General features: G+C 46.2%; 22 protein-coding genes and 1 pseudogene. 14 read left to right on the forward strand and 9 right to left on the reverse strand.

The window, feature by feature from the left end; all coding sequences use genetic code 11:
• Positions 1-215 (forward strand): transposase (locus L5M49_RS21625; RefSeq protein WP_248943622.1); only part of this gene is annotated, 215 nt, incomplete at its 5' end.
• Positions 216-248: 33 nt separating this feature from the next.
• On the opposite strand, the pseudogene L5M49_RS21630 reads toward L5M49_RS21625, so the two are convergent.
• A pseudogene (locus L5M49_RS21630) lies at positions 249-1040 on the reverse strand (PAS domain-containing protein); the annotation flags it as partial.
• 292 nt (positions 1041-1332) lie between these two features.
• Between L5M49_RS21630 and L5M49_RS21635 the strand changes: the two are divergent.
• The 8 genes from L5M49_RS21635 to L5M49_RS21670 all read left to right on the forward strand — a co-directional run bounded on the left by L5M49_RS21635 (position 1333) and on the right by L5M49_RS21670 (position 9404).
• Positions 1333-1704, forward strand: coding sequence for a hypothetical protein (locus L5M49_RS21635; protein ID WP_263168522.1), 372 nt, complete (start codon positions 1333-1335; stop codon positions 1702-1704).
• 105 nt (positions 1705-1809) lie between these two features.
• Entirely contained in the window at positions 1810-2484 is a 675-nt protein-coding gene (locus L5M49_RS21640; RefSeq protein ID WP_263208742.1) for a class I SAM-dependent methyltransferase, read from the forward strand.
• A gap of 595 nt (positions 2485-3079) precedes the next feature.
• Positions 3080-3631 carry an SMI1/KNR4 family protein gene (locus tag L5M49_RS21645; protein ID WP_263208744.1) on the forward strand — a complete coding sequence of 184 codons (552 nt, stop codon included), beginning with the start codon at positions 3080-3082 and terminating at the stop codon, positions 3629-3631.
• Positions 3631-4089 carry a DUF6985 domain-containing protein gene (locus L5M49_RS21650; protein WP_263208747.1) on the forward strand — a complete coding sequence of 153 codons (459 nt, stop codon included), beginning with the start codon at positions 3631-3633 and terminating at the stop codon, positions 4087-4089. Before L5M49_RS21645 ends, L5M49_RS21650 begins: the two co-directional genes overlap by 1 nt.
• A 310-nt stretch (positions 4090-4399) precedes the next feature.
• Positions 4400-4816, forward strand: coding sequence for a hypothetical protein (locus tag L5M49_RS21655; protein WP_113940298.1), 417 nt, complete (start codon positions 4400-4402; stop codon positions 4814-4816).
• A gap of 258 nt (positions 4817-5074) precedes the next feature.
• Positions 5075-6475 (forward strand): amidohydrolase, encoded by a 1401-nt coding sequence (locus L5M49_RS21660; RefSeq protein ID WP_263208750.1) that lies wholly within the window; start codon positions 5075-5077, stop codon positions 6473-6475.
• Positions 6476-6612: 137 nt separating this feature from the next.
• Positions 6613-7944: a M16 family metallopeptidase gene (locus L5M49_RS21665; RefSeq protein WP_198572369.1), complete on the forward strand. Its 1332-nt coding sequence runs from the start codon at positions 6613-6615 to the stop codon at positions 7942-7944.
• Entirely contained in the window at positions 7941-9404 is a 1464-nt protein-coding gene (locus tag L5M49_RS21670) for a M16 family metallopeptidase (RefSeq protein WP_263266830.1), read from the forward strand. Before L5M49_RS21665 ends, L5M49_RS21670 begins: the two co-directional genes overlap by 4 nt.
• 88 nt (positions 9405-9492) lie before the next feature.
• Here the strand turns inward: L5M49_RS21670 and L5M49_RS21675 are convergent, their stop codons facing one another.
• The gene (locus L5M49_RS21675; RefSeq protein WP_263208755.1) at positions 9493-11520 is read right to left on the reverse strand and encodes an alpha/beta hydrolase family protein; all 2028 of its coding nucleotides are present in this window, start codon (positions 11518-11520) and stop codon (positions 9493-9495) included.
• A 212-nt stretch (positions 11521-11732) separates the two neighbouring features.
• On the opposite strand from L5M49_RS21675, the gene L5M49_RS21680 reads away from it, so the two are divergent.
• Positions 11733-12284 carry a hypothetical protein gene (locus L5M49_RS21680; RefSeq protein ID WP_212599557.1) on the forward strand — a complete coding sequence of 184 codons (552 nt, stop codon included), beginning with the start codon at positions 11733-11735 and terminating at the stop codon, positions 12282-12284.
• A gap of 29 nt (positions 12285-12313) precedes the next feature.
• On the opposite strand, the gene trmL is transcribed toward L5M49_RS21680, so the two are convergent.
• Positions 12314-12778: a tRNA (uridine(34)/cytosine(34)/5-carboxymethylaminomethyluridine(34)-2'-O)-methyltransferase TrmL gene (trmL, locus tag L5M49_RS21685; protein WP_006079682.1), complete on the reverse strand. Its 465-nt coding sequence runs from the start codon at positions 12776-12778 to the stop codon at positions 12314-12316.
• Positions 12779-12971: 193 nt separating this feature from the next.
• Here trmL and L5M49_RS21690 point away from each other — a divergent pair, with 193 nt between their 5' ends.
• Positions 12972-13829 carry a DMT family transporter gene (locus L5M49_RS21690; protein ID WP_173248142.1) on the forward strand — a complete coding sequence of 286 codons (858 nt, stop codon included), beginning with the start codon at positions 12972-12974 and terminating at the stop codon, positions 13827-13829.
• 28 nt (positions 13830-13857) lie between these two features.
• Entirely contained in the window at positions 13858-14799 is a 942-nt protein-coding gene (locus L5M49_RS21695; RefSeq protein ID WP_113940308.1) for a LysR family transcriptional regulator, read from the forward strand.
• On the opposite strand, the gene L5M49_RS21700 is transcribed toward L5M49_RS21695, so the two are convergent.
• Positions 14783-15664 (reverse strand): patatin family protein, encoded by an 882-nt coding sequence (locus L5M49_RS21700; RefSeq protein ID WP_263208757.1) that lies wholly within the window; start codon positions 15662-15664, stop codon positions 14783-14785. The two genes, L5M49_RS21695 and L5M49_RS21700, sit on opposite strands and share 17 nt — an antisense overlap.
• Positions 15665-15741: 77 nt before the next feature.
• Complete coding sequence (locus tag L5M49_RS21705; RefSeq protein WP_263208759.1) at positions 15742-16755, reverse strand: LysR family transcriptional regulator; 1014 nt, start codon at positions 16753-16755, stop codon at positions 15742-15744.
• 125 nt (positions 16756-16880) lie between these two features.
• Between L5M49_RS21705 and L5M49_RS21710 the strand changes: the two genes are divergently transcribed.
• Complete coding sequence (locus L5M49_RS21710) at positions 16881-18881, forward strand: ligand-gated channel protein (RefSeq protein ID WP_263208761.1); 2001 nt, start codon at positions 16881-16883, stop codon at positions 18879-18881.
• Between the two features lie 53 nt (positions 18882-18934).
• Here the strand turns inward: L5M49_RS21710 and L5M49_RS21715 are convergent, their stop codons facing one another.
• The 3 genes from L5M49_RS21715 to L5M49_RS21725 form a co-directional block, all read right to left on the reverse strand.
• The gene (locus tag L5M49_RS21715) at positions 18935-19876 is read right to left on the reverse strand and encodes a DUF4424 domain-containing protein (protein ID WP_263208763.1); all 942 of its coding nucleotides are present in this window, start codon (positions 19874-19876) and stop codon (positions 18935-18937) included.
• Between the two features lie 47 nt (positions 19877-19923).
• Positions 19924-20157 (reverse strand): hypothetical protein, encoded by a 234-nt coding sequence (locus L5M49_RS21720; protein WP_011787794.1) that lies wholly within the window; start codon positions 20155-20157, stop codon positions 19924-19926.
• Positions 20158-20289: 132 nt separating this feature from the next.
• Positions 20290-21627: a coproporphyrinogen III oxidase family protein gene (locus L5M49_RS21725; RefSeq protein WP_025008660.1), complete on the reverse strand. Its 1338-nt coding sequence runs from the start codon at positions 21625-21627 to the stop codon at positions 20290-20292.
• 380 nt (positions 21628-22007) lie between these two features.
• Here L5M49_RS21725 and L5M49_RS21730 point away from each other — a divergent pair, with 380 nt between their 5' ends.
• Positions 22008-22919 (forward strand): bile acid:sodium symporter family protein, encoded by a 912-nt coding sequence (locus L5M49_RS21730; RefSeq protein WP_263186501.1) that lies wholly within the window; start codon positions 22008-22010, stop codon positions 22917-22919.
• Positions 22920-22989: 70 nt separating this feature from the next.
• Here L5M49_RS21730 and L5M49_RS21735 read toward each other — a convergent pair whose 3' ends face one another.
• On the reverse strand, positions 22990-24381 hold the full coding sequence (locus L5M49_RS21735) for a tetratricopeptide repeat protein (protein ID WP_263266831.1): 1392 nt from the start codon (positions 24379-24381) through the stop codon (positions 22990-22992).
• Positions 24382-24691 lie beyond the last annotated feature (310 nt).

A 24691-nucleotide genomic window follows, 5' to 3' on the forward strand; every position in this document is an offset into this window, starting at 1 on the left:
GCGGGAAATCTGTTATTCCAAGGCGCCGCTATAAGAATACACCTCAAGAAAGAGTCGATTGGTGCTTATATCGGTATCGACATTTAGTGGAGAATGCTTTTGGAAGAATTAAGCACTATCGAGCAATATCAACAAGATATGACAAGCTAGCAAGAAATTACGCCAGTATGGTGTCACTGGCGTTTATGTTAATGTGGCTGCCGATGTATTGCTGAACAACATTTGTACAGCAAAGATCAACAGACCCTAATATCACTGAAAATATTCACATTATAATGAGCATCATCTTCAGTGACGATTTTACGACTGCTTTGCCAAGCAGGGAAGTTACTGCCATCTGAACGTCTTTTCCACGTTTCGCCCTGCCAAAATCCCCTTTGTTTCAAGGCGATTTGGCATTCGGTTTCTTCCCCCATATTATGGGTTCTTACCTCTAAAAATTCAGGGGTTTTACTGATGAGCTGCTCAGCGCTATAGCCGCAAATACGGCACATGGCTTTATTGACAGCCAAAATTTGATTATCAGTGTCAGTGATATACACAGCTTCGGCACTTTCTTCGAGCGTGGTCGACAAAATTTCTTTGGGAATATGAGCAAAACCATCAGAAATCGTTTCGCGCATTTGATTGCGGCGATTAAGAGCTTGTAATTCAACGAGTACCACGGGCTGTTGTTGCAGATAACAGCGATAGAGATTAATTCGAGTCGGCAGTTCATTGCCTTGTTGGCTCATGTGCAGCCAGTTGAATTCAACATTATTGCCTGCAATGGCTTCGAGGATCATTTCCCGCGCAAATTCAACACTATTGCGGCCTGAAGATTGGATTCTCGGAGAAAAATCATAGGGAGTCGCATTCACAAAAGCATCGTATTCAGTCTCAAAATAACTGAGGGTGGCTTGGTTGGCACTAATAAAGCTAAAGCCTTGAATTAAGGCTAAGGGGGTTTTATGGGGATGTGCTTGCCAGAGAGACAGCTTTTCTTGCAGTACAGGATCATCTGTACTGAGTTTCTTAAGTAAGTGTTGCCATCTGATCATTCAGGATACTCCCTTGTGACGCAAAATAGTCACATCCCATTTTAGGTCTTCGTTGAACACGAAGTTGCCCAATAGTACATCATTCCAATGGGGTTAAAAATAAACCTAATTGTTGTTTCACTCAAATAGAAACTTAAAAAGTGTAGTTTAAGACTTGTATTCAAGCATATTTTTTAAGAACACCTGCTGCATATTTCAAGCTTAGGCAGATTTTATGCTATGTTTTGCACATCTTGCGTGAATTGGCTTTTATCATTGATTCATTCAATTATCGAATACAAGGAGACATGGAATGGCGTATTTATTTAAAGTGTTAATCTCTAAAATATTAATATCGCTAGTCCTCATCTTTAGTTTTCATCTCGCGTTAGCGAATGCCGCCGAGGCGCCAAAGCCTAGATTGACCCTAGAGCAAAAAGCCGATAAGGCTCGCATCGACTCACAGCGATTAGAACAGGCTCAATTAGAAAAGGCCCGTCAAGCCACTAAAGAGACGGCAGAGCGGGAAGATAAAATTAAGCAACAATCTCAAACCAACGATTGGGAAGCGCAGCAAAAACTTAAGGCACAAAAACAGTTCGACGAAAGAGAAAGTCGCGAGCAAAAATATTTACGGGAAGCAAAAGAAGCCGCCGCAAAAGAGCGTAAAATCCCTAAACCTTAATCAGGCCATCGACACAGTCGATTTCAGCTAGTCAGTGCTAGCATTATTTGTGGGCATTACGACTATTCTCATTACTATGCACCTTACTATCCCTAGGAATTGTTGTTGAATATCTGCCCCTTATGTCATGGCGTTGAATTACTCGCTTATCATCAAGATAGGAAGCGTAGCTACCAGCAATGCCAAACCTGCCAACTGGTGAGCGTGCCTTCTGAGTTTTATCTTTCGGCCGAGGCAGAAAAAGCCGAATACGATAAGCACGAGAACCATGCCGATGATCTCGGCTATCAAACATTTTTAAATCGCACACTCGAGCCACTACTTAGCCGTGTTAGCACTTTGGCCCAAGGGCTCGATTTTGGCTGCGGAGAAGGTAAGGCATTGAGTCTAATGGCAAAGGCGCGCGGTTATCAGATAGATAATTACGACCTTTATTACGCTAATAATCCCGAAACGTTAGCCCGCCAATACGACTTTATTACCTTAACCGAAGTCATTGAACACGTGAGTGGTGCCGCAGGGTTACTTGCCCAGCTTGATAGGTTATTAAAACACAACGGCATTTTGGCGGTTATGACCAAACGCGTGCAAGATCAAACCGCATTTACGCGCTGGCACTATAAAAACGATCCCACCCACATCAATTTTTACGCCGAAGCGACCTTTGAGTGGATCGCACATCACTATGGCTGGCGACTCGAAATTATTGATAAGGACGTAGTCTTCTTGCATAAAGGGAGGCATAAAGAGATGCATAAAGGAATTCATCAGTCGAGTTAATGCAGTTGTCGCTTAAATGTACTTATCATCAATTTGTGACGCTATAGATACCTGATTTTCTATGGTTTTTGTTGCAATGCCAGTGGCTATTACTAATATCTCAAGCTCTGACTCAAGATTAGGGTTAACCGTTAGCCCGATAATCACTAGGGCATCGTAGGGGAGTTTTTTGTTTACTGCACGCCTATCTGATTGTATTAACTGAGTTCTATGGTGTTCCTCGCGACTACACTCACAATTGCCGCCAGTGCTTGGTCTATATCATCGAGTAGTGGATGTTGCACCCGTATTCTGCGTGTGGTTTGCAAGACGCTCGATTAATTCATTCACCGATATTTTGTGGGGTGAGCGAGGGCTCAAACTGAGTAAGGGTCACTTGACGCTGAAAATTAGGCTGTATATCTAGTTAATAAGGTATGGCTGGAATAGCGGCATAGTAAGTAATAGAAGGCTGCGACAGAATCTGTCGTAGCAATATGAAAATAGAATTTATGTGGTTAATTCGATTAACTAAGTTCGCCAAGTGTATATGTTCGCGGTATAAAGCAAATGGATTAACACTGCGGCCAAGTGTCAAGATGAAGGAATAAATACAATGGATGTTAAGACGTATCTACAAGCATTGAGTGCTATTTACGCCAACATGAATCAAACATTAGAACTGGATCGTGGCTTATCAAACTCAGTCTTAGATGAAGCCGAAAAACAATTAGGTTTTAAATTTGTTTCTCCGTTAAGGGAGCTTTGGGGATATGCCAATGGCGGCAATGAGTGGAGCACAGTCTTTGCCCGAAAAGATTACTTTTGTCGGTATGATTTTTTGTCATTAGCCTCATCACTTACATATCGTGACCGAATGAAAAAACGGGCACAGCATTACGCTAATTACCACGAGCCAGAAGTGCGGGACCCCAAAATTCAATCGGGGTGGTATCAAGAAGGTTGGCTGCCCTTTGCCCAATTTGGGGGTGGCACATTACTCTTGATTGCAGATCATTCGCCCTCGGCATTAGGCAAAATCGGCCAAGTCATCGCATACACCCATGACCCCGATATGATGGACTTTATCAGCCCAAACCTAAACCAATTTTTTGAGCAATCCTTGGCGCAAATAACGCTATATCCAGTTGAATTAATTGAGGATTAATGATAACAAAAATGTACGACCCATTATTCAACAAACCTAGTGAACTGATTATTGAAGGTGAGCTTCAGGGCAACGATAAGTTACGCATAAAAATGCTCGAAGACGTTTCTTTGATGACACCAGAAACGAAGCATCAAATTCTAAATGCTATGCTCAAAATGCATAAGTACTTTGAAGATTATTGCGGTGACTTAGATATTTCTTTAAATACCATCAATGAAATAGCCACAAATACCCAGCCGTTGTACATTATATTGGATGACACCAGCACAATGGAGACTCGGGCAATTCGTTATCATTACTCCTGCAACTGGGAAACCGATCATGGGGTAGAAGTGATGGTACTCAATGGTAATCAAGTGATTTTTGTGGGCAACTGCGGTTACACCTATGGCGTGTTATTAACCTCCATTGATAGTGCTTTATCCCTTCAAGATGAAGAGCTTAATTTTCTGTGAGTTGCTGACTAAATTTCATTACCGTTATTCCCGCGCAATACTGTGTTACTCAGAAAGGCAATTTTAGCTAGGCATTTTAGCCAGACATCCATATATGATGGCTCTTGTTCAAGTAATTTTAGCCAGTACAGGTGGTAGAGAAACCGAAAGTGCATTATGTTGTTGATTTAGAATGGGTGGCTAGACTTTGGCTGGTAAACCAAGCTAAGGAGCAAAACGTAACAAAGCGTTTAAAATCCTTCGCTTTACTCACTGGAAGTTCAAACTGCTGATTCAGTTTGAAACTCCTTTAACACGGAGTTAACTTCCTATGACACCTGAATATCTAGCCAAACAAGTTGAATTTATTGACTGGCTCTCGGCTGCAAGTCCGATTGAAGGCGTATTGGGTTCTACATATGGATGGGAGTGGCTGCCTACAAGCAGAGATCAAGAGGATCCTTTGAATGGTCCGAAAAAATGTGAGGAAACAAAAGACGCAGAGATGCTTGTGTATAAATCGGCGCTCAGATCTCTGAGAAAAATTGGCCGGTCACATCCTTTGCTTGTGTATGGTCCTCATGATTTTACTGAGAGCTTTAGAGGCGGCGCACTCTTTGCCTTCAAAATGGCAGCGAGAGAAGCAGCTCTCAGACAAAAGGGCGTATGGAGTGAGGTGGCTGAGTTGTATAGCCAAGGCCGATGGCCATGTGGTTTTAAAGAAAATCGTGAATTTGTTGTTTTGTGACTAAAGCTAACGATGCCAAGCATTAGGACAGCTTTTCCGTTGCCTTGAGTTTCTTTAACTGAGATCCGCCATCCCTATCTTTTTTCAGGTTGATTTATCTAAAAGCTGGATTCCAGCCCACAAACATTGCGGGAATGACGGTTAAAGACAGCCTCTAATGAAGCACAGTCTTTTTTACCTTTATCATTAAATCTATTAACAATTCCTCAGTGTCCGTGTAGTTTAGGTAGCTTATAAAAACAACAATAGGCTATCGCTATGACTTTACCCTCTGTATCATTTGCTGCATCAACATCATCATTTGAATTTAAGCCCCTAGTAAACCAATCTCGTTTTTCTAAGACCTTACTCGCGTCGGCCTTAGCCTTAAGCTTTATGGGCACAGGTTTAACCTCAGTGCAAGCGGCGACCAGTGCTATGCCTGATGCGGCTAAGTTGGCGGCGGGTGTGGAGCAAAAGGTGATCGACTGGCGTCGTGATTTGCATCAACACCCTGAGTTGTCTAACCGTGAGTTTCGTACCAGCAAGATTATTGAAAAACATCTGAAATCCTTAGGATTAGAAGTGCAAACGGGTGTTGCACATACGGGCGTGGTGGCCATTTTGAAAGGCGGGAAGCTGAAGGGCGGCAAGCCTGGTCCGTTGATTGCGATTCGAGCAGATATGGATGCACTGCCTGTGACTGAAGTGGTCGATGTGCCTTTTGCCTCTAAGGCGACTGACACTTATCGCGATCAAAAAGTGGGGGTGATGCATGCCTGTGGTCACGATACCCATGTGGCTATGTTGATGGGCGTGGCTGAAAACTTGGTTAAAGTGAAAGACAGTCTAGCGGGGGATGTGATGTTTATCTTCCAACCCGCTGAAGAAGGTGCGCCAGAGGGTGAAGAGGGCGGCGCGGAATTGATGCTCAAAGAAGGGCTGTTTGCTCAGCGCAAACCCGAGCAAGTATTTGGTATGCATGTCACCTCGAGTATGCCGAGTGGCATGGTTGGCCTGCGCAGTGGCCCAGCAATGGCGAGTGAAGACTCTTTTATAATCAAAGTGAAAGGCAGCCAAACCCACGGTTCGCGTCCTTGGAATGGGGTTGATCCTATCGTCGCTGCGGCACAAATTATCACTAACGTGCAAACGATCGTCAGCCGTCAGGTGGATATCACTAAAGCGCCGGCGGTGGTGAGTTTTGGCGCGGTCAATGGCGGTATTCGCTCTAACATTATTCCCGATGAAGTCGAGCTGATTGGCACGATTCGCACCTTCGACCAACCCATGCGCACCGATATTAAAGTGCGTCTAGCGCAAATGGCCGAGCTGTCGGCGAAAACCTTAGGGGCGACTGCCACTACTGAGATCCATCAAGGTTATCCTGTGGTGGTCAACAATCCCGAATTAGTCGCCAGTATGCGGCCTGTGCTTGCGAGTGTGGTGGGCGATAAGATGCTGATTGAACCTGGGTTAATCACAGGTGCCGAAGACTTTGCTTACTATGCCTTAGAAACACCGGGGATGTTTTTCTTCCTTGGGGTTACGCCAAAGGGAACTGACCCTGAAACGGCGGCTAGCAATCATTCCCCGGCATTTTATGTGGATGAAAGCGCGCTAAAAGTGGGCGTTGAGGCCATGACCAAAGTGGCGTTAACGGCGCTCAAAGCCCAATAAGTGGCTAACGTATTATTCCGTAAGCACTGCGGTATAACTTGAGCTTACAAAAAATCGGCGCGGGATACGCTTCCTGCGCTTGATTTGTTAAACAATTTACCTCTATATGTGGATATTTACAGCAAGGAGCGAACAAGATGAAGCGCACGCTATCGGCTCTGGTGTTGGCCATGGGACTTTTGAACCCCCTAAGCCAAGCACAGGCCACCACGGCAGAAGACATTAAGAGTTTCACGCTAGATAACGGCATGAAAATCATGGTGCTAGAAGATGCCTCAATTCCCAATGCCAACATGTATTTATTTTGGAAGGTCGGTTCACGTAACGAAGTGCCCGGCATTACCGGTATTTCGCACTTTTTCGAACACATGATGTTCAACGGTTCGAAAAAGTACGGCCCAAAAATGTTCGACCGTACTATGGAAGCCGCAGGTGGCGCGAACAATGCGTATACCACTGAAGACATGACGGTTTATACCGATTGGTTCCCCGCCAATGCGCTCGAAACTATGTTCGATCTCGAAGCTGACCGCATCGCTAACTTAGATATCAACCAAGCCATGGTCGATAGCGAACGTGGTGTAGTGCAGTCGGAGCGTTCCACTGGCTTAGAAAACTCTAACTGGAATGCTCTCGAAGGCGAAATCAAAGGCGTGGCATTTTTAGCCCACCCTTATTCTTGGTCGGTGATCGGCCATGAGTCGGATATCGCCGCTTGGTCGCTGGAAGATTTAGTCCAGTACCATAAAACCTATTACGCGCCGAACAATGCCGTGGTCGTGATTGCCGGTGATGTAAAGCTTGCCCAAGTAAAAGCCTTGGCAGACAAGTACTTTGCGCCTATTCCGGCACAGACTCCGCCTAAAGCGATTCGCACTGTCGAACCTGAGCAAAAGGGTGAGCGTCGCACCTTTGTACAAAAGGCATCGGTCAGCACACCTAACGTAATGTTGGCGTACCATATTCCGGCGGCAACCCATGCGGATTTTTATGCGCTGGATTTATTAAGCTCGATTCTAAGCCAAGGTAATAGCTCGCGTTTATATCAATCATTGGTTGATAAACAAGTGGCCTTAGAAGCGCAAACCTACATGCCGATGTCGGTCGATCCTAACCTCTTCTATGTGATGGGTGTTGCTACACCTGAGGTGAAAGCCTCGACGCTGGAGCATGCGTTGATTGAACAAATCGATGCGATTGCGACAACGGGTGTTACCCAGCAAGAACTGGATAAAGTTAAAAATATTAAGTTGATGGATTTTTATCGCTCGATGGAAACCATTAATGGTAAGGCTAATACCATAGGCACCTATGAGATGTATTTTGGCAGTTACGACAAGTTATTTAATGCACCTGAAGCCTATAACAAGGTGACGCCTGCGGATATTCAACGAGTTGCCCAAACCTACTTACGTAAATCGAATCGCACTGTGGCTGTGCTGGCGGCAACTGAGGAGTCTTCCCTATGAAATCGACAGCAGTGAAATCACTTAAGATGGCATCACTTGGGAAATCGTCTAAGTTAATGGCCGCATTAGCCCTAGGCACAAGTTTAGCCTTAGCGGGTTGTGCTACGACATCGGCACCAAAACGGGTCGATACTGGCAGCTTTGCGATGCCAAGTTACGATAAGTTTGTGTTAGATAACGGCTTAACTGTGTACTTAATGCCGCAGCGCGAAGTGCCGTTAATTACCTTAAATGCCGTGGTACGCGCTGGTGCAGTGAATGACACCACCGCAGGCGTGGCACAAATGACAGCAGAAGGCTTGCTGTTAGGTGCGGCGGGGAAATCTAAGGCTGATATCGAGCAGCAAGTGGATTTTCTCGGTGCAAGCTTAGTGGCCGAAGCGGATAAGGAAGGCAGTTATCTGAGTGCTGACTTTATGGCGAAGGACATTGACTTGATGCTGGGCTTATTTAGCGCGGCGATGTTAACGCCTGATTTTGATGCCGCCGAGTTCGATAAACTCAAACAGCGCGCGATTGCTGGGCTGCAGCAGGATAAAGAGAGCCCGCGGGCGGTGATTGGTCGTTACTTCGATAAGCTCGTATTTGGTGCACATCCTTATGGTAATGCGGCTTCGGGTAACAGTGATTCGCTTGAACAAGTGACTGTGTCGCAGCTGCGCGCCTTCCATAAGAGTTACTATCAACCTTCCAATACCGCGATAACTGTTGTGGGTGACTTTGATGTGGCGACGATGAAAGCCAAGCTGGCGCAAGCCTTTGGTCAGTGGCAGGGCAGCGAAAAGCTGGTGCAGCCTGATTTAAACCAAGGTTTGCCTCAGTTGAGTGAGGCCAAAGTCTTGCTGGTGGATAAACCCGATGCAATCGAAACTACTTTTGTGATTGGGGGCTTAGGTATTAGTCGTGACAATCCAGACTATGTAGGTTTAACGGTAGTGAACACTATTTTAGGTGGTCGTTTCACCTCTTGGCTTAACGACGAGCTGCGGGTGAACGCGGGGCTAACCTATGGCGCGCGCTCAGGTTTTAGCCATTATACCGATTCGGGCGTATTCACAATCAGCACTTTCACTAAGACGGAAACCACTCAAGAAGCGATGGATCTAGCCTTAAAAACCTATGCACGTTTATGGGAGAAAGGTGTAGATCAAGCGACTTTAGATTCGGCTAAAGCCTATGTTAAGGGTCAGTTCCCGCCTCAGTTTGAAACCTCAGGTCAGCTGGCAGGGCTCTTATCTGGCATGTATTTGTACGGTTTCGATGATAAGTTTATCAATGAGTTCCAAGCTAAGGTGGATGGTTTGACCTTAGAAGAAACCCAAAGGTTAGTGAAAACTTACTTCCCGCAAAAAGATCTGCAATTTGTGCTGATTGGCAATGCGGCTAAGATTGCACCGATTGCTGCTAAGTACGGCAAAGTGCAAACCGTCGATATTAAAGCCACGGGATTTGGCCAATAAGCCATCATTGCGAGGCTTGATTCAATAAAGAAAAGGTCTGCATAGTGCAGACCTTTTGCTTTTCTGTTCTTGGTGCTAGATGCAGCGTTTATTGTCCACCCGGCTTAGCATAATGGGTCATCCAATCCTTCACTTGGTTATACCAATAGATAGAGTTATTGGGTTTCATAACCCAATGATTTTCATCGGGGAAGTAAATCATCCGTGATTCCACATTGCGAGTTTGCAGGGTGCGGAACAGTTCAAATCCTTGTCCCACAGGTACCCGGTAGTCGAGCTGACCGTGGCTGACTAAGGTCGGAGTGTTAAAGTTAGCTGCAAAGTAATGCGGAGAAATGGCTTTATACAGCTCAGGATTATCCCAGTAGTTGCCAAATCGGGTGCTGTGCACGGCAAAATCCGACGCCATTTGTGAATACATGTCGTAAACCGCAGCGTGGATCAACAAGGCTTTAAAGGGATGTGGTTGGCCTAAAATAATTGAGGTCAGATAACCACCGTAACTTGCGCCACCCGCCACCATGCGGTCGCTGTCTATCCAGCTTTGCTGTTTAAACCAGTCGGCAGCCTTGAGCACATCTTCGAGGGATTTATTCTTCCAATCTGGGTTAATCGCATCGGCAAACGCTTGTCCGAAGCCGCTAGAACCATGGAAGTTTGGCCAAGCAGTGACATATCCCCAAGAGGCGAAGGTTTGTGCGTTCCAACGGTAATGGAAACCGTTAGTAATGGCGTTGTGTGGCCCGCCGTGAACTAGCATAAAGAGTGGATATTTTTTACTGCGATCGAATCCGGGGGGATAGTGAACCCACATTTGAATATCTTGATCTTGATATCCCTTGTAGGTCACTGATTCGTAAGTGCCTAAATCAACATCTTTGAGAATATCGTCATTAAAATTCTCTAGGCGTACCGTCTTACCATTGCGGGGATTAATGCTGACCAAGCGCGCTGGGTGCAAAAAGCTCTCGTTGGTGGCAATCAGTTCACCGTCTTTGCTTATGGCGGGTTGGCCAAAGTCAGTTGCCTCTGTAATGGCTTTGACTTTACCGTTTTTGGCATCGATATGATAAATGCGGTTAGTGGCGGCATCTTCGATGGTGGCATAAAAGCCTTTACTGTCGGGGGTCCAATTAAATTGGCTGACCGAACGATCCCACTCTGGTGTTAGCGTATTAAGTTTACGGCTATCGATATCCAGTAACATCAGCCTTGAAGTATCGGCATAGAAACCGGGGATTTTCTGACGGGTAAAAGCCAACGTTTTGCCATTGGGGCTAAAGCTGGGATCAGCATCAGCGGCTTGATTTTCTGGGGTGATATTCTCTGCTTTACCACTGCCAATCGTCGCAAGGAAAATATCCAGTTTAGGGTCGATACGGTTGTCTGAGCCATAAGTACTGAAGGCAATTAAGCGTTCATTAGGCGAAATATCGTAACTTGAACTGCTTTGGCTCGAGCGTGGTAACTCATGGCCGAGTGCTTGCGTCACGGCTTCGACTTCGCCGCCCGAAGCGGGGAGCCTAAATACATGGGCTTGGCGACGTTCATCTAACCAGTGATCAAACTGAGCGTAGGGCAAAGCGTTCCACTGGCGAGCGGAGACCTTATTGTCTTCGTCGGCTTTTAGTTGGGTCTTCATCTCGTCCCATGTTTGATTTGGGAATATATTGCTGATGAAATACAAATGCTTGCCAACCCATTTAATACCATTTACGCCAGTAGGTATGTCGGTTAAGCGCTGCGCTTCACCCGGACCGTCCATAGGCAATAGGTAGATTTGGCCTGCGTCGTCTTCATTTCGCTCACTCACAAAGGCCAAGGTTTTGCCGTCGGGCGAAAACACGGGCTCGCTCACCTTTAACCCTTTGACTGTAATCGCGCGATTATTTTTACCTTCGCCATCAAAACGCCATAACTGGGTCGAACCTTTATCTTCCTTCAGATCATATTCTGTGACTGGCGCAATAATATGCTCACCAGAGGGCGATACGACTGGGCTACCAATACGCTTAAGTTGCCAGAGCAATTCCACCGAGAGCGGTTTACCCTGCTCCGCAAATGCTGAGCCGAATGGCATCAACAGACAGAGCAATAAGATTCCTGTCTTCTTCACTGTGAGTCTCCTTATCATACATATAGTTATAATGATTTTATTTGTGGTGCAGATTCGAGAGTATAGAAACCGAGCATGAAAGCAAACTGAGTGATAACCCATAGCGGGACGCTTTGTGTAAGCATCTGTGAATAGTTGTCGGCTAATTGTGATTTGTTGATGGCAGAATTACAGGCTAATCTAGGGTGATATTTCGGCTGAGGACTAGGTAGATGCAGAATAAAATCAACCGATTAAGACTATTATGGGGAGTGGCAATTGCACTGAGTGCTGCTATTCCTCTGGCTGCACACGCGGCTAGGGTAAGTTTTAGTGAGTTTTGCCCTCAGTTTACCGGTCAATGGGTGGGCGATGCCGCCAAAGTGGGGGAAGTGCCACGAAAAGTCACAGTCACCGGATTTTGCTCCCATGATAAGCGGCAGCTGTTATTGTCTGTGAGTGTTGGCACGCGTGCGCCCTATAGTGAAACCTGGTGGTTTAGGGAGCAGGGCGAGCAAGTGTTGTTGACCTATTACGATGGCGTGTCCCAAGAGAAGCAGCAGGTCTTTAGCTTATATCGTCAAAATGGCGATTATTCTTTGCTGGGTGAGGGCGTGGTGACTGCTCGGTCTGCGTTAATTCAATTACTGTTCGAGGCAAAGGGGGCGGGTGCTCAAGCTAACGCATGGCAATGGACGCAGAATATTCAATATTTAGACGATGATGTTGATCGCTATCAGCTTTTTCGCGGGATAGAGATGACGCCAGTCGCGCCATCTCCATAGTCGCCAATCCGATTTACCTTCGATAGCGCTTAAAGTGCGCCAGCAAAATCCAGTTGGCGCCATGCTTCATAGCTGATAATTGCCACCGCATTAGACAGATTCAAGCTACGGCTGGTGGCCGCCATGGGGATGCGTAGTCTCTGCTCAGTGGGGATGGATTCGATAATCGCCATCGGTAAACCTCGGGTTTCTGGGCCGAATAGCAGCACATCGTCTTTGGCAAAACTCAGCTCAGTATGCGGGCGACTCCCCTTAGTGGTGCAGGCCATAATGCGCTTGCCAGCCATGGCTTCGAGGAAAGCATCGAAGTCTTTATGGCGAGTCACATTGGTTAAGTCGGCATAGTCCAAACCCGCGCGGCGTAGCTTTTTCTCTTCTAGATCAAAACCTAATGGCTCAATCAAATGCAGCTGGCAGCCATTGTTTGCGCAAAGGCGAATGATATTACCTGTGTTAGGTGCGATTTCTGGCTCATAGAGTGCGATATGGAACATACTGGCCCGCCTGTAGAAAATGACGGCCGATTATACGGCAAACTGTGCCCAAGCGCAGTGTCTGTTGTGGGTGGATTTGGCTAAGTTCATGCAATAGAGGTTGTGATAGGTGGAATTGTTATCTCAAGGCTTGCCTGTTTTATTATCTCAAAGTAATATATCTCAACATCGAGATACTTTTTAAGAAGTCATTATGCCCTTTATTATTGCGTTACTCGCTCCTGTATTTTGGGGGACGACCTATGCGTTAGTGAGTCTCTACTTACATGACATGTCGCCCTACTGGGTAGCCGTGTGGCGTGCCTTGCCTGCGGGGATATTAATGCTGATGCTGCGTCCTCGTTTGCCAACGCTGGTGTGGTCAAAGCTTGGTTTGCTGGCTTTTTGTAATATCGGTGCCTTCTTCACTTTGCTATTTATCGGCGCGTATCGTTTGCCGGGCGCGGTGGCGGGAACCTTAGGGGCTACTCTGCCGCTCATCTTCTTAATACTGGCTTGGCTCATTGATAAAAAACGCCCAGGAATGAAGTGGTTATTATTAGGTTTGATGGGATTAGGTGGGGTCATTTTACTGCTTAACCCTTCGGCGGATCTCGATCCTATCGGCGTACTTTGCATGCTGAGTGCCACGACGTTAATTGCCTTTTCTTCTCGCTGGATGCAAAAGTGGGATGTGGGTGACTTTTTAGTGCTGACCGCGTGGCAGCTATTATTGGGCGGTTTGATGCTGATCCCACTGGCTTGGTTTATGGCAGGGCCACCGCAGCTACCGAGTATGACGCTTGTACCTTCACTGATATGGTTAGTGATTGCCAACACCGCTGTTGCCTATTGGGCTTGGCTGTGGTCTATGCGAAACTTAGGGCCAGAAATCATGGGTATGGTCGCTTTAGTCAACCCTGTGGTTGCCGTATCATTAGGGGTCATGATTGTGGGGGAAACTTTAGATATGCGCCAATGGATGGGAATAGCGGTGATTTTATTGTCACTGTTATTGATGAAGTTACCGCAGAATTTAAGGTTAAATCCATTTAAAAAAGTGCAACCCTAGTCATTATTTTGGGGTGAATGAGGCATAGATGCTAAAACGTTTGGATCTGAATTTACTGCCCGTACTCGAAATCCTACTTGAGGAACAAAGCGTGACCGCTGCAGCTGCGCGGTTGCATTTGAGCCAGTCGGCGGTGAGTAAACAGCTCACACGTCTGAGGGAAGTATTTGATGATCCTTTATTTGAGCGTACCGCCTACGGCCTAAAACCGACACCCAAGGCTTTGTCACTCGCGCCTGAGTTGCGCCAATGCTTACAGCAATTGGCGCAATTTACTCGGCCGGACACCTTCGAACCCGCCTTGAGCCAACGACAGTTTAGAATGCATTTGGTCGAAACCACCTATTCACTGACCTTTCCTCATTTTATGCCCATGTTGCTCACTCAAGCGCCCGGTGTGAGTCTCAATTGCCAAACGTGGCGACTCGATACCATGGACAGATTACTGCGCTGCGACATCGACTTAGCCATAGGTTGCCGCGAGTGGGATGAGCGCTCGCCCATGCATGTGAATAATATTCCCGATGACTTATGCCATGTTGAGTTAGTGCAGGATTATCCCGTGTGTTTGATGCGTCGTGATCATCCGGCGTTAACACAAGAATGGAATTTAGATACCTTCTTGAGTTATCGCCATCTGCAAGTGGCCTTTGGCGGTTTAGAGCATTGGTTGCTGGATGATGTGTTGCAACTCGAGGGCCGTCAGCGGGATATTGCCGTGAATATGACCGACTTTCAGAGTGCTCTCACCCTGTGTGAACAGAGCGATTTGATCCTCTGCGCACCTTCGCGCTATGCCTTGGCTGTGATGAAGTCTTTTGAGCTTCAGTCTTTACCATCACCCATCAAGCTGATCCCCGGTGCGTATTTATTGATGTGGCACAAACACTTCGAACACGACTTGAGCCATAAATGGCTGCGAGAGTTGATTATTAGCCAAGTGCTGCGTTCGATTACACCTCAGTTTTAGGCACTTTTGGTGCGGCTAACCAAGTGATTAATGTGGGCAAGATATTTTGCCCATCTGCTAAGCCTTGCTGATAGACGACGGTTACTTTACCGATATTGCGATCGAGCCGCGATAGGTTAAGTGGTTGCGCTGGGCGGATCACAAAGGCGTTATTATTCGCAACGGCTTGGTTTAACTCGACTAATGCTTGATTATAAACACGATGGCGTTCACTTAGCGCATGGGCAACGGCGGGGTAGCGTTTATAGGTTTTGCGGGCTAACCAATTCATTTTCATCGCGGATTTTTGGTAATGCTGATCTTGAGTCAAGATCACCACTTGGCGTGCATAACCATCTTTGCGTGATTGCGCTAACGGTATCGGTTCGCCGATGCCGCCATCGAGGTAATGGTGTTGGTTAATCACGCTGGGTTTAGACATAAAAGGCAGGCTAGAGGAGGCAATGAGCACGTTGAGTAATTTATCGTGGTCGTTAAAATCAGCCATACCAAAGTAATCGGTGTTTCCTGTATTGCAGTTAAAGGCGCCGACCTTGAATTCGGTATTACTATTTAAAAATGTATCAAAATCAAATGGCAGCAACTCATAAGCCATGCGACGGTAGGTAAAGTCTGTATTGACATAATTACCCGTTGCCAGCCAATGGCGGATGCCCATATAGCGTTTGTCATTGAGATATTGCTGCTGAATGTGGAGATTGCGACCAAATTGGCGGGATACATAGGACGCGGGATAAATGGCACCTGCAGATACCCCAATTACATAGTTGAAGTGAAGTGACTGCTGTAAAAACGCGTCTAATACACCTGCGGTATAAATGGCTCTGAGGCCACCACCTTCCAACACTAAGGCCACATCTTTCATCGAGTTACATCTTTTTATCGGTTTATCACCGCAGAATACCCCAGCGTAGCGCAGAAATGAATGCGTGTAAGGTATCCTCAAGATGCGTGACCAACATCAAGATGATGTGACTTTTTCTTAGTTTTAATTGGTAAGATATTGGTTACGTTATCGTTTACACCATCTTTTTGATGGCCCAGATTAACATGATAGGCTTGGTGAAAATCTGCCTGACTAAAGTATTGGCTAAGTGCATTGAGTGCTTCTTTCACTTTTGCGGGCTGCTTATCTCGCGCCGACGTTACGCTATAAACACTGTAGGTATTGAGTGACCATTCGGGTAATAGGGTGACCAGTTGGCCGCTTTCGAGGTATTTGTGTACTTCAGGTTCGGGCAGGGCGGCAAATCCTAGACCATCGAGTGTGAGTTGAATTAACGCCTGCATATTGTTGACGCTAATTCGCTGGCTTGTCAGTTCAAAACACTCTTGGCTGAAGGCGTGGGTTAAGATATCGCCTTTAGCATAAGTGTGATAGATCCGATTTAATTCAGCTAACTCCGTTGGGTGGCTAAGGTTTTTATGCATTGGCAGATAATTGGGGGAGGCGCACAGTAACATACGCCAATCGGCTAAATGGCGGGCAATTAAGTTGGAATCCGATAAGGGGCCGATGCAAATCGCCAGATCGATACCGTCGTTGACTATATCTATCGGGCCATCTTGCAGCAGTAAATTCAAACTTATCTGTGGATGTGCTGCCAATAGGTAATTAAAAGGTTCGCTTAACAGGCCGCCGCCAAATCCTATAGGCGCGGCAATTTTTAATTCCCCTGATGGAATACCTTTCAAGTTATTAAGTTTCTGCTCCGTGCTTTCGACTATCGCTATGACCTTGCGGCAATTCTCATAGAACAAACTGCCCGCTTCGGTGAGTGTGAGGTTGCGGGTATTGCGGTGGAATAGGCTGATCCCCATGTCCATTTCGAGCTTGGTCACTTGCTGACTTACCGCCGACGAGCTGAGATTTAATTGCTGCGCTGCGGCACTCATTGAGCCCTTTTCTGCGATTGTCGCAAAAACGATCATCCCTTTGATCATGTTTTTATTCATTTTTAAGTAACTCTTACAAGTGAATACCTAAAGTCTAACTTGAGCTGATTGTAACATAGAGATACATTGCCGTATTGAAAATTGTTCTCATTTACAATCTTTGCTCTAATGGAGACTTGTCGGTTATGTTGTTAAGTCGTAAGAAGTACCTCGCTCAAGTGATCACCGCTTTATGTTTGTTGCCCACAGTACCAGTAACAAATGCCCTTGCGGATACCGCGTCAGATAAAGAAAAGATGATGGAAAGAATCGTGGTGACTGCATCGGGATTTGAACAGCAAATTCGCGATGCGCCAGCTTCTATCAGCGTGATCACCCGTGAGGATCTGGATAACCGCTTCTACCGCGACTTAACCGATGCCATGTTAGAAGTGCCCGGCGTAGTGATTACGGGCGGTGCAGACCGTCAGGATATCAGTCTGCGGGGCATGGGTAGCCAATACACGTTAATTTTAGTGGATGGTAAACGCCAATCCTCGCGCGAGACACGGACCAACAGTGACGGCCCAGGCGTTGAAGGCGCTTGGACGCCACCATTGGCTGCTATCGATAGAATTGAGATCGTTCGTGGGCCTATGTCGTCACTTTATGGTTCGGATGCCATTGGTGGGGTAATTAACATTATCACTCGCAAAGTGCCAAACGAGTGGCAGGGTGAGGTGCGACTCGACAGCACTTTGCAGGAAAAATCTGACTCGGGAAATGTGTATCAAGGCAACTTTTTCGTCAACGGTGGTTTGATCAAAGATCTGCTAGGGATGCAACTTTATGGTCAATATACCCAGCGTGAAGAAGATCAAATCTATGGTGGTTACCGAGGTCGCGATGCGACTAACTTGACCGCGAGATTTGCGCTCACACCCAATGAAAATCACGATATCATGTTTGAAGTTGGTACTTCTAACCAAGAACTCGACAGCAGTTTAGGTAAAACCGTCACACCGTTAGCACCGGGCGAAGCCTGTGGTCGTCGCGGTTGCCCTGAATCTTCAACGACAGAATATGAAAACAGCACCTTCTCCCTTTCACATACAGGTCGTTGGGACTTTGGTACTTCGGATAGCTATATCAAGCATGAAGTGTTTGATAATAAAACCCGTAAGATGAAAATCACTAACACGGATGCGCAATCTAGCCTTATCACTACGTTAGGCCAAAGTCATACAGCGACCTTTGGCGCAGCATTCAACCATCAAGATCTCACCGACGAAACAGGTAACCAAGTGAGTGACTTAACTGATATTAGTCGCAAACAATGGTCGGTGTTTTCTGAGGATGAATGGCGCATTGTCGATAACTTTGCTCTGACCATGGGGCTGCGTTTGGATGATGATGAGAACTTTGGTAATCATGTCAGTCCGCGCGTTTATGGCGTGTGGGGATTAACCGACAGCACCACCTTAAAGGGCGGTGTATCAACAGGGTTTAGGGCGCCGAGTTTACGCCAGACAGTGCCCGACTGGGGACAAGTTAGCCGCGGTGGCAACATGTACGGTAATCCAGATTTACAACCTGAAACTTCAGTTAACTACGAGTTAGGTTTGTATTCTGATCTGACCGAGAGCATTACCGCTAGCGCGGGTGTGTTCTATAACGAGTTTAATGACAAGATCACCCGCGTTGCCTGTCCTGCGACTCAATGTACCGATGGTCCAAATCAATTTGGTTCTAATCCGACGACTTATGTGAACGTCGACGAAGCTGTGACCCAAGGGATTGAACTGAGTATCGACTATCGCATTCGCTCAAACTTGAGTTTGACAGGTAACTATACCTATACGGATTCGGAGCAAAAGACAGGTGTTTATAAAGGTAGCCCATTGAATCAATTGCCTAAGCATTTGATCCAAGCGTCTTTCAACTACGAGCCTATTGATAATTTAAGCACTTGGTTGAGGGTGAACTACCGTGGCGAAGAGAGCCAACCGACGACAGGACCTTCATCGAGCAGTTTAATCGCCCCTTCTTATACTCTGCTGGATTTGGGGGCTAACTACCAGTTGAACGATAGCCTGAAATTTAGCGCGGGCATTTATAACGCCTTCGATAAGAAAATTACCCAAGAGGAATACGGTTATATCGAAGATGGCCGCCGTTACTGGTTAGGTATGACTTATAGTTTTTAAATTAAAAATAGCGAGTTATAAAGAAGCCTGCACTTAGCTGGCTTCTTTTTTGATTATTCAAAATTCGGTTTACGAATAAACAGGACGCTGAGATCTTGCTTTGGCGTGAACTGTTTTTGCTGGAATTCAAAGGTGAGTGGGTCAGTTTTTTTAAGCTCACCATCAAAACACAAGCTAATGAGATCTGTGGGCTGGGATTTTTTTAGGGTGAGTTTGAAGTCCTTAATCGACCCTTGCCAGTTATTAGCTGTGACCAAAATATAGCTAAGATGGCTCCATTCGACGCCAATCTCCTGATCTTCACCGTCTTGTTTAATGATAAGGTTGCGCTTCCTAATGCCTTGCTTGGCACTTTCATCTAAACAGGCCAGTTCAGTGTAAGTATCAATAATACTACTGGCAGTATCGGGGATGCCCGTTGAGATGCTTGGCGTGTAGCTATGGCTGATAGCGACAGATTGGCCCGCGGGAAAGGTTTGTTCCCACACAAAGTAATCACTTAGGGTAAAGGTGATTTGTTGGTCCTCATCCAACCATTGTTTGGGGAGCGCGGGTTTGCCCTCGGGGACTTCGGCATATTCGGCAAAGTAAGCGACTTCATCTATCCCCCAACCAAGCTGTTTCAGCTCGGCTGAAATATCGGTTTTATCGGCAAGTTGGGCAACCAGCCTGTGCTGAGTTGGCTGGGTATTACCATTCACTTTAAGGGTGAAATTATCAATGCTGCTGTGATCGGCTGAGCCAAAAAACATCGGTGGCATGGGGAAGGCGATGGGGACGATAAGATCCTGCGAACTGGTGTTGGTAAACACATAATCGACCCTGACTTCGGTCTCGCTGATGAAGAGGGACTCTTTATCCATACTGATATTAGGCTGATATTTCAAGGTAATAGAGCCATTAGCATCGCCAAAACTGCTGTCGTTGGCAGAGGCCGTTTCTCCGTAGACGAGTAAAACTATAGCAAAAAGGGGTATGGCTAAGTGTGCTGACATGTACTTCTTAACTCTAGTTGGATGCTTTAAGTATCAATGGGGAACGATTATTGCGCGCGGGCGAGGTCGATGGCCGCACTTATCGCATTTCGCGCTTGTGGGCTATTTTTCCAGCAAGTAGTGCGCAGCATGCTGGCGACTAAGTTAGCAATATCATCCACTTCGTGTTGGGCGAGTTGTTGTAGCGAGCTGATGCCAATTTCTTCGAAGCGTTTAATTACTGTCGGGCCAACACCTTTGAGTGCTAATAAGGCTTGTTTTTCTTGTTCATTAAAACCCATAACGAATACTCCTTTATTGTTGGGATTGTGCTCAATTAATAGTACTGGGCAAGATTACCTTTAAACCGAGTTAACAAAAAGGCCCTCGAAGGGCCTGTTTAGTCTTTATGAATCAACAATCATCAATAAGTGTTACATATCACAGGGTTTGAGCGGTTTACGCAACTGGGCGCGCACGTTATCCATGCCTGAGTAAAACTCTTTCATCATCAATAGACCCATCATCTTGCCGTTGTCGGTGACGATCAGATTGTCGGGATCTGTTGGGTCGTTTTTGATGGCGCCAATCAGTTTCATTGAGGTCATTTCTTTAAATAAGGCGGTATCTAAATTGACGCCAAAGGTTTCGCGGAAATATTTACGCGATAAACGGCCGGAGAACATGCCCAGCAAAAAGCGATATTGCATCACGTCTTTTTTGCTGTAGTTCTTTTGTTGCTCGACACCCATTTGACCCGCTGCGATGCGTTCTTGGTACTTACGTAGTGAGAAAGTGTTCACATAAAGCGTGTCATTTAAGAAACTAAATGAGCCCGAACCTACCCCTAAGTATTCGTCGTAATCAATAACGTATTCGTCAAATCCTTCGTCATCGGTTTTACCAAATGCCCATGCAGACAATTGATTATATTGACCATTAAGACTGTTTAATATTTGGCGATATTGGTTTGCCATATCCGCTTGCGGCGCAGCTAATTTGCCTTTAACGCTCTTACGGGTTTGATGAGTGATCATCAGCGGATAGGTGGTAATTTGTCTTGGATCTAAGCGTGATGCCATGTCGAGATCGTGTTGGATCACTTCATCGGTTTGGCCGCGGAAACCAAAAATCAGGTCGACGTTGATAATAGGGAACAACTCTTTGGCACCCATGATCTTGTCGAAGGTTTGCTGACCCGTGCCGAATTTATCGAGTCGGTCGGTCATTTTTAAAATATCGTCATTAAAGCTTTGCACGCCGATAGACATGCGATCCACTAAGCCTTTGAGCTGTTTAAAGCCTGGGCTGTCTAAATGCTGCGGATCGGACTCGCAGGAGACTTCTTTAATGCTAGGAAATAGGGTTTTAGCGTGTTCTATGGTACGGGCTAATTCGTCTTCTAATACCGTGGTGGTACCACCACCAATATACATAGATTCAAAGTCATAGCCGAGGGCCTTGACCATTTCCATCTCTTTACGTAATGAGATGAAGTAGGCACGCGCCTTGTCTTCCTTAAACATAAAACGGTGGAAGGTACAGTAAGAGCACAGGGTATGGCAGAAGGGAATATGTGCGTATAGCATATATTTTTTGCCTTCAACCGGTGCTGGCATCATTTCTGCGGAAAGCGTATCGAGGCGAAGATTCTTATCGACATAGTACTGCATGACCCGTTCCATCGAGCCGAGCATCCAGTTAGGGACGGTAATATTCGCTTGATAAGGCGTTGCGATAGCGCCGTTGAGCGTTTGAATAACTGATGACATAACGATTCCTATCTGAGAGTGCTAACCGTAAACACCGAAATTGCTTTAGGTAATTCACGACCACCTAGCGCAATAAGACTACCTCGTATGTAATTGTTAAAACGTGAACTGGTTATAAGTTACGGTTTCCTAACAAGGAAATCACGAGCTTTTTGTTAAGCAGATCATGTTTTAGCGATTGAGAATGCATTTTTATCATGTATTTTTTAGCGGAATTTATTGTAGATTTGCGGGGTTAGCTTACCGCGTCAGTCTAAATGCTGAGATTGAAAATCACCATTCTAGGCATTTTGTTGCTGGCGGATTAGCGCTTGTCTATCCAAGGGACGGCTGTCATCATCCGAACGATAAAAATAACCTCTTGATGTAAAGGGCCCGCTATGTTGGCAAACGTAAACCGCTTCTTCCCGCTGTTGGCACTGATAGGCGCAATGACAGCTTATCTGATGCCGAGTTGGTTTACTGAGCTTAAATCCGCCATAGTGCCGCTGTTGGTGATCATCATGCTATCTATGGGGCTCACTTTAGATCTTCAGGATTTTGCTAATGCCTTCAAACAGAAACGTGCGGTACTCGCAGGACTCGTGCTGCAATTTTCTGTCATGCCGCTCAGTGCATTATTGATCAGCCTGTTATTAGGATTAGATAGGGAACTCACCATAGGCATGGTGCTAGTAGGCAGTGTTGCAGGCGGCACCGCCTCAAACGTGGTCTGTTATTTAGCGAAAGGCGACGTGGCTTTATCGATAACCATGACGGCACTATCAACCTTAGCGGGCGTGGTGTTAACACCACTGATTATTAAGCTGTTGATTGGGGAAATGATCGATATACCCTTCGCCGATATGCTGCTGAGTTTAGTGAAAATTGTGCTGATCCCTGTCAGCTTTGGCGTGATTATCAATCATTTTTTTAAATCGCTGGTGGCTAAAGTCGCTCCTGCATTGCCACTGATTTCTATCTTGGCAATTGTGATGGCGATTACGATTATCGTGGCGTTAAATGCCAATCAGTTTGATAAAGTTGGCCCCATAATTCTGCTGGCCGTGTTCTTACATAATGGCCTTGGTCTCGCATTAGGCTATTTCTGTTGCCGTTTATTAGGCTTTAACCACACAGTTTGTAAAACTATCTCCATCGAAGTTGGCCTACAAAACTCCGGTCTCGCCACTGCTTTATGTATTAAATTCTTTAGTCCTATTTCTGCCATTCCCAGCGCGATATTTTCGATATGGCATAATTTGTCTGGCGCCATGTTGGCGGGATATTGGGCGAGGGAATCGCAAGATTAAGATGTTGCTGTCGAAAATAGACAATGCCTGTGACCTGAGCAAGCGTGGCCACAGGCTTAAATTGCTGTGACTAATTAACCGGTAATGGGGTCTCGACAGGCATGAGTGTTAGCTGCAAGATATTTTCTTGCCGGCTTAATGCCAGTGGCAGTGTGTAGTTGGGAAAGCGTAATCCGAATACAGCACCTTGTTGTAACAAGTGATACAGCTGATCTGTCATGGTAATCGTTAAACTGGCGCAGCCATGTTCATCGACTCTGCCTTCTAGTGGTAAGGCGATTTTATCAGCTAAGGTTAGATACGCCGCCATACGCCAGTGAGAGTTTTCTCCAATATTGTATGTGCTGCCATGCAGTTGGTTGTAGCCTAAACCACAGGCCTGCAAGCTTAATTGGGTTTTGGCCGCTGTTGGCAACGAAATAATCTGTTGTCGCTGCTGTGCCAGAAACTTACCCCACGTCAGGCGATGAATAACTGAGTCAAGTGAGATGGGAACATACTCATCTTGCTGTTTTAGTGCATTAAAGCGGGCAATGCCCTGTTCCAATTTAGTGAGATCGTCTTCATATTCCAGTTGTGCCTTAAGCAGATTATATGCGGGCGTTTTAGCTTGTTCCATGCCAGTTAACGCTGCTTTCTCGTAGTATACCAGTGCTTGCACTTTATCGGCTTCTGCGCCCAAACCGCGCTCTTCCATGCTGCCTAAATGATAGTTAGCGATGGCAACTTGACGCTTAGCACCTTGTAAAAATGCGGCTTTCGCACCGCTGTAGTCATTTTCATTCAACAGTAGGGCGCCGTAGTTTGTCCACGCCGTACCATCATCTGCTGCCATACCCAATTCTAGCCACTTTATGGCTTGCTGGCGTAACTGCGGGATGTCGAGACTTTCTCTTTCGCTGCCGACACTTTGCATCGCCATTAAGTACGCGCGCAGATACTCGCGTGAGGCATTATCCAGATAGAGGTTATCGGGTTGGAGTTCAAAGGCTTGCCCAAAGTAACTCCCCGCTTGCTGCGCCGCAGTGATTGCTTTCGCTAGATAGAACCTTGAGCTGGGATCTGCCGGACTGTGTGCTCGTCCTAGGTTATATAAGGTCGGTAGCTTAAGACCCTGCGCCAGTGCTTCTTCTAACAAGGGGATGGCCTGCGTTTTGCTATCATTATCCAGCGCCATGCTGCCTAGATTATGGCTGGCACGGGCCGAACCTAAGGCTCTGGCTTGTTCATAGTATTGGCTGGCGGTGGCATTGTCTTGCGTGACGCCACGGCCGAGATGGTAGGCTTTACCCAGTAAGAATAACGCCTCAGCATTGTTCTCTGCTGCTTGCTGCTGTGCTTGTTGCAAGAAAGCGTCGTATTGTTGTTGCTCAAATAACTGTTCCAGCGCGGACTTTTCTGCGGTTGCTGCAAAGCTTACGGTCAACAGTAATAGGAGAGTAGCAATAGTGAATATCTTCATAACATCCTTGTCGTTAAGCGGGTACTTGCAAGCGGTAGTGCGATTGAAGTTGGCTAACATAGTGGTTTGTTATGCTACAAGCAAGCCTTGCGGTTTACCACTGTGTTATGGACAGGCGGATGAATTGCAGCGGTAGCACTGCCGTGTGTTGGCGTTACATGGAAGCCGACGATAGCTAATCGTTGATTAGCTGAGTCCGAAGTTTTTTAGTGGTATTTAATATTGTGGGAGTGGGAGATGGGCAATACGTATCTTCATTGCTGAACTATAGGCTTCACGCCCTTATTATTGGTTTAGCACTGTTGACACT

Source organism: Shewanella sp. SM74 (assembly GCF_025653725.1).
Classification (GTDB): Bacteria; Pseudomonadota; Gammaproteobacteria; order Enterobacterales; family Shewanellaceae; genus Shewanella; species Shewanella oncorhynchi.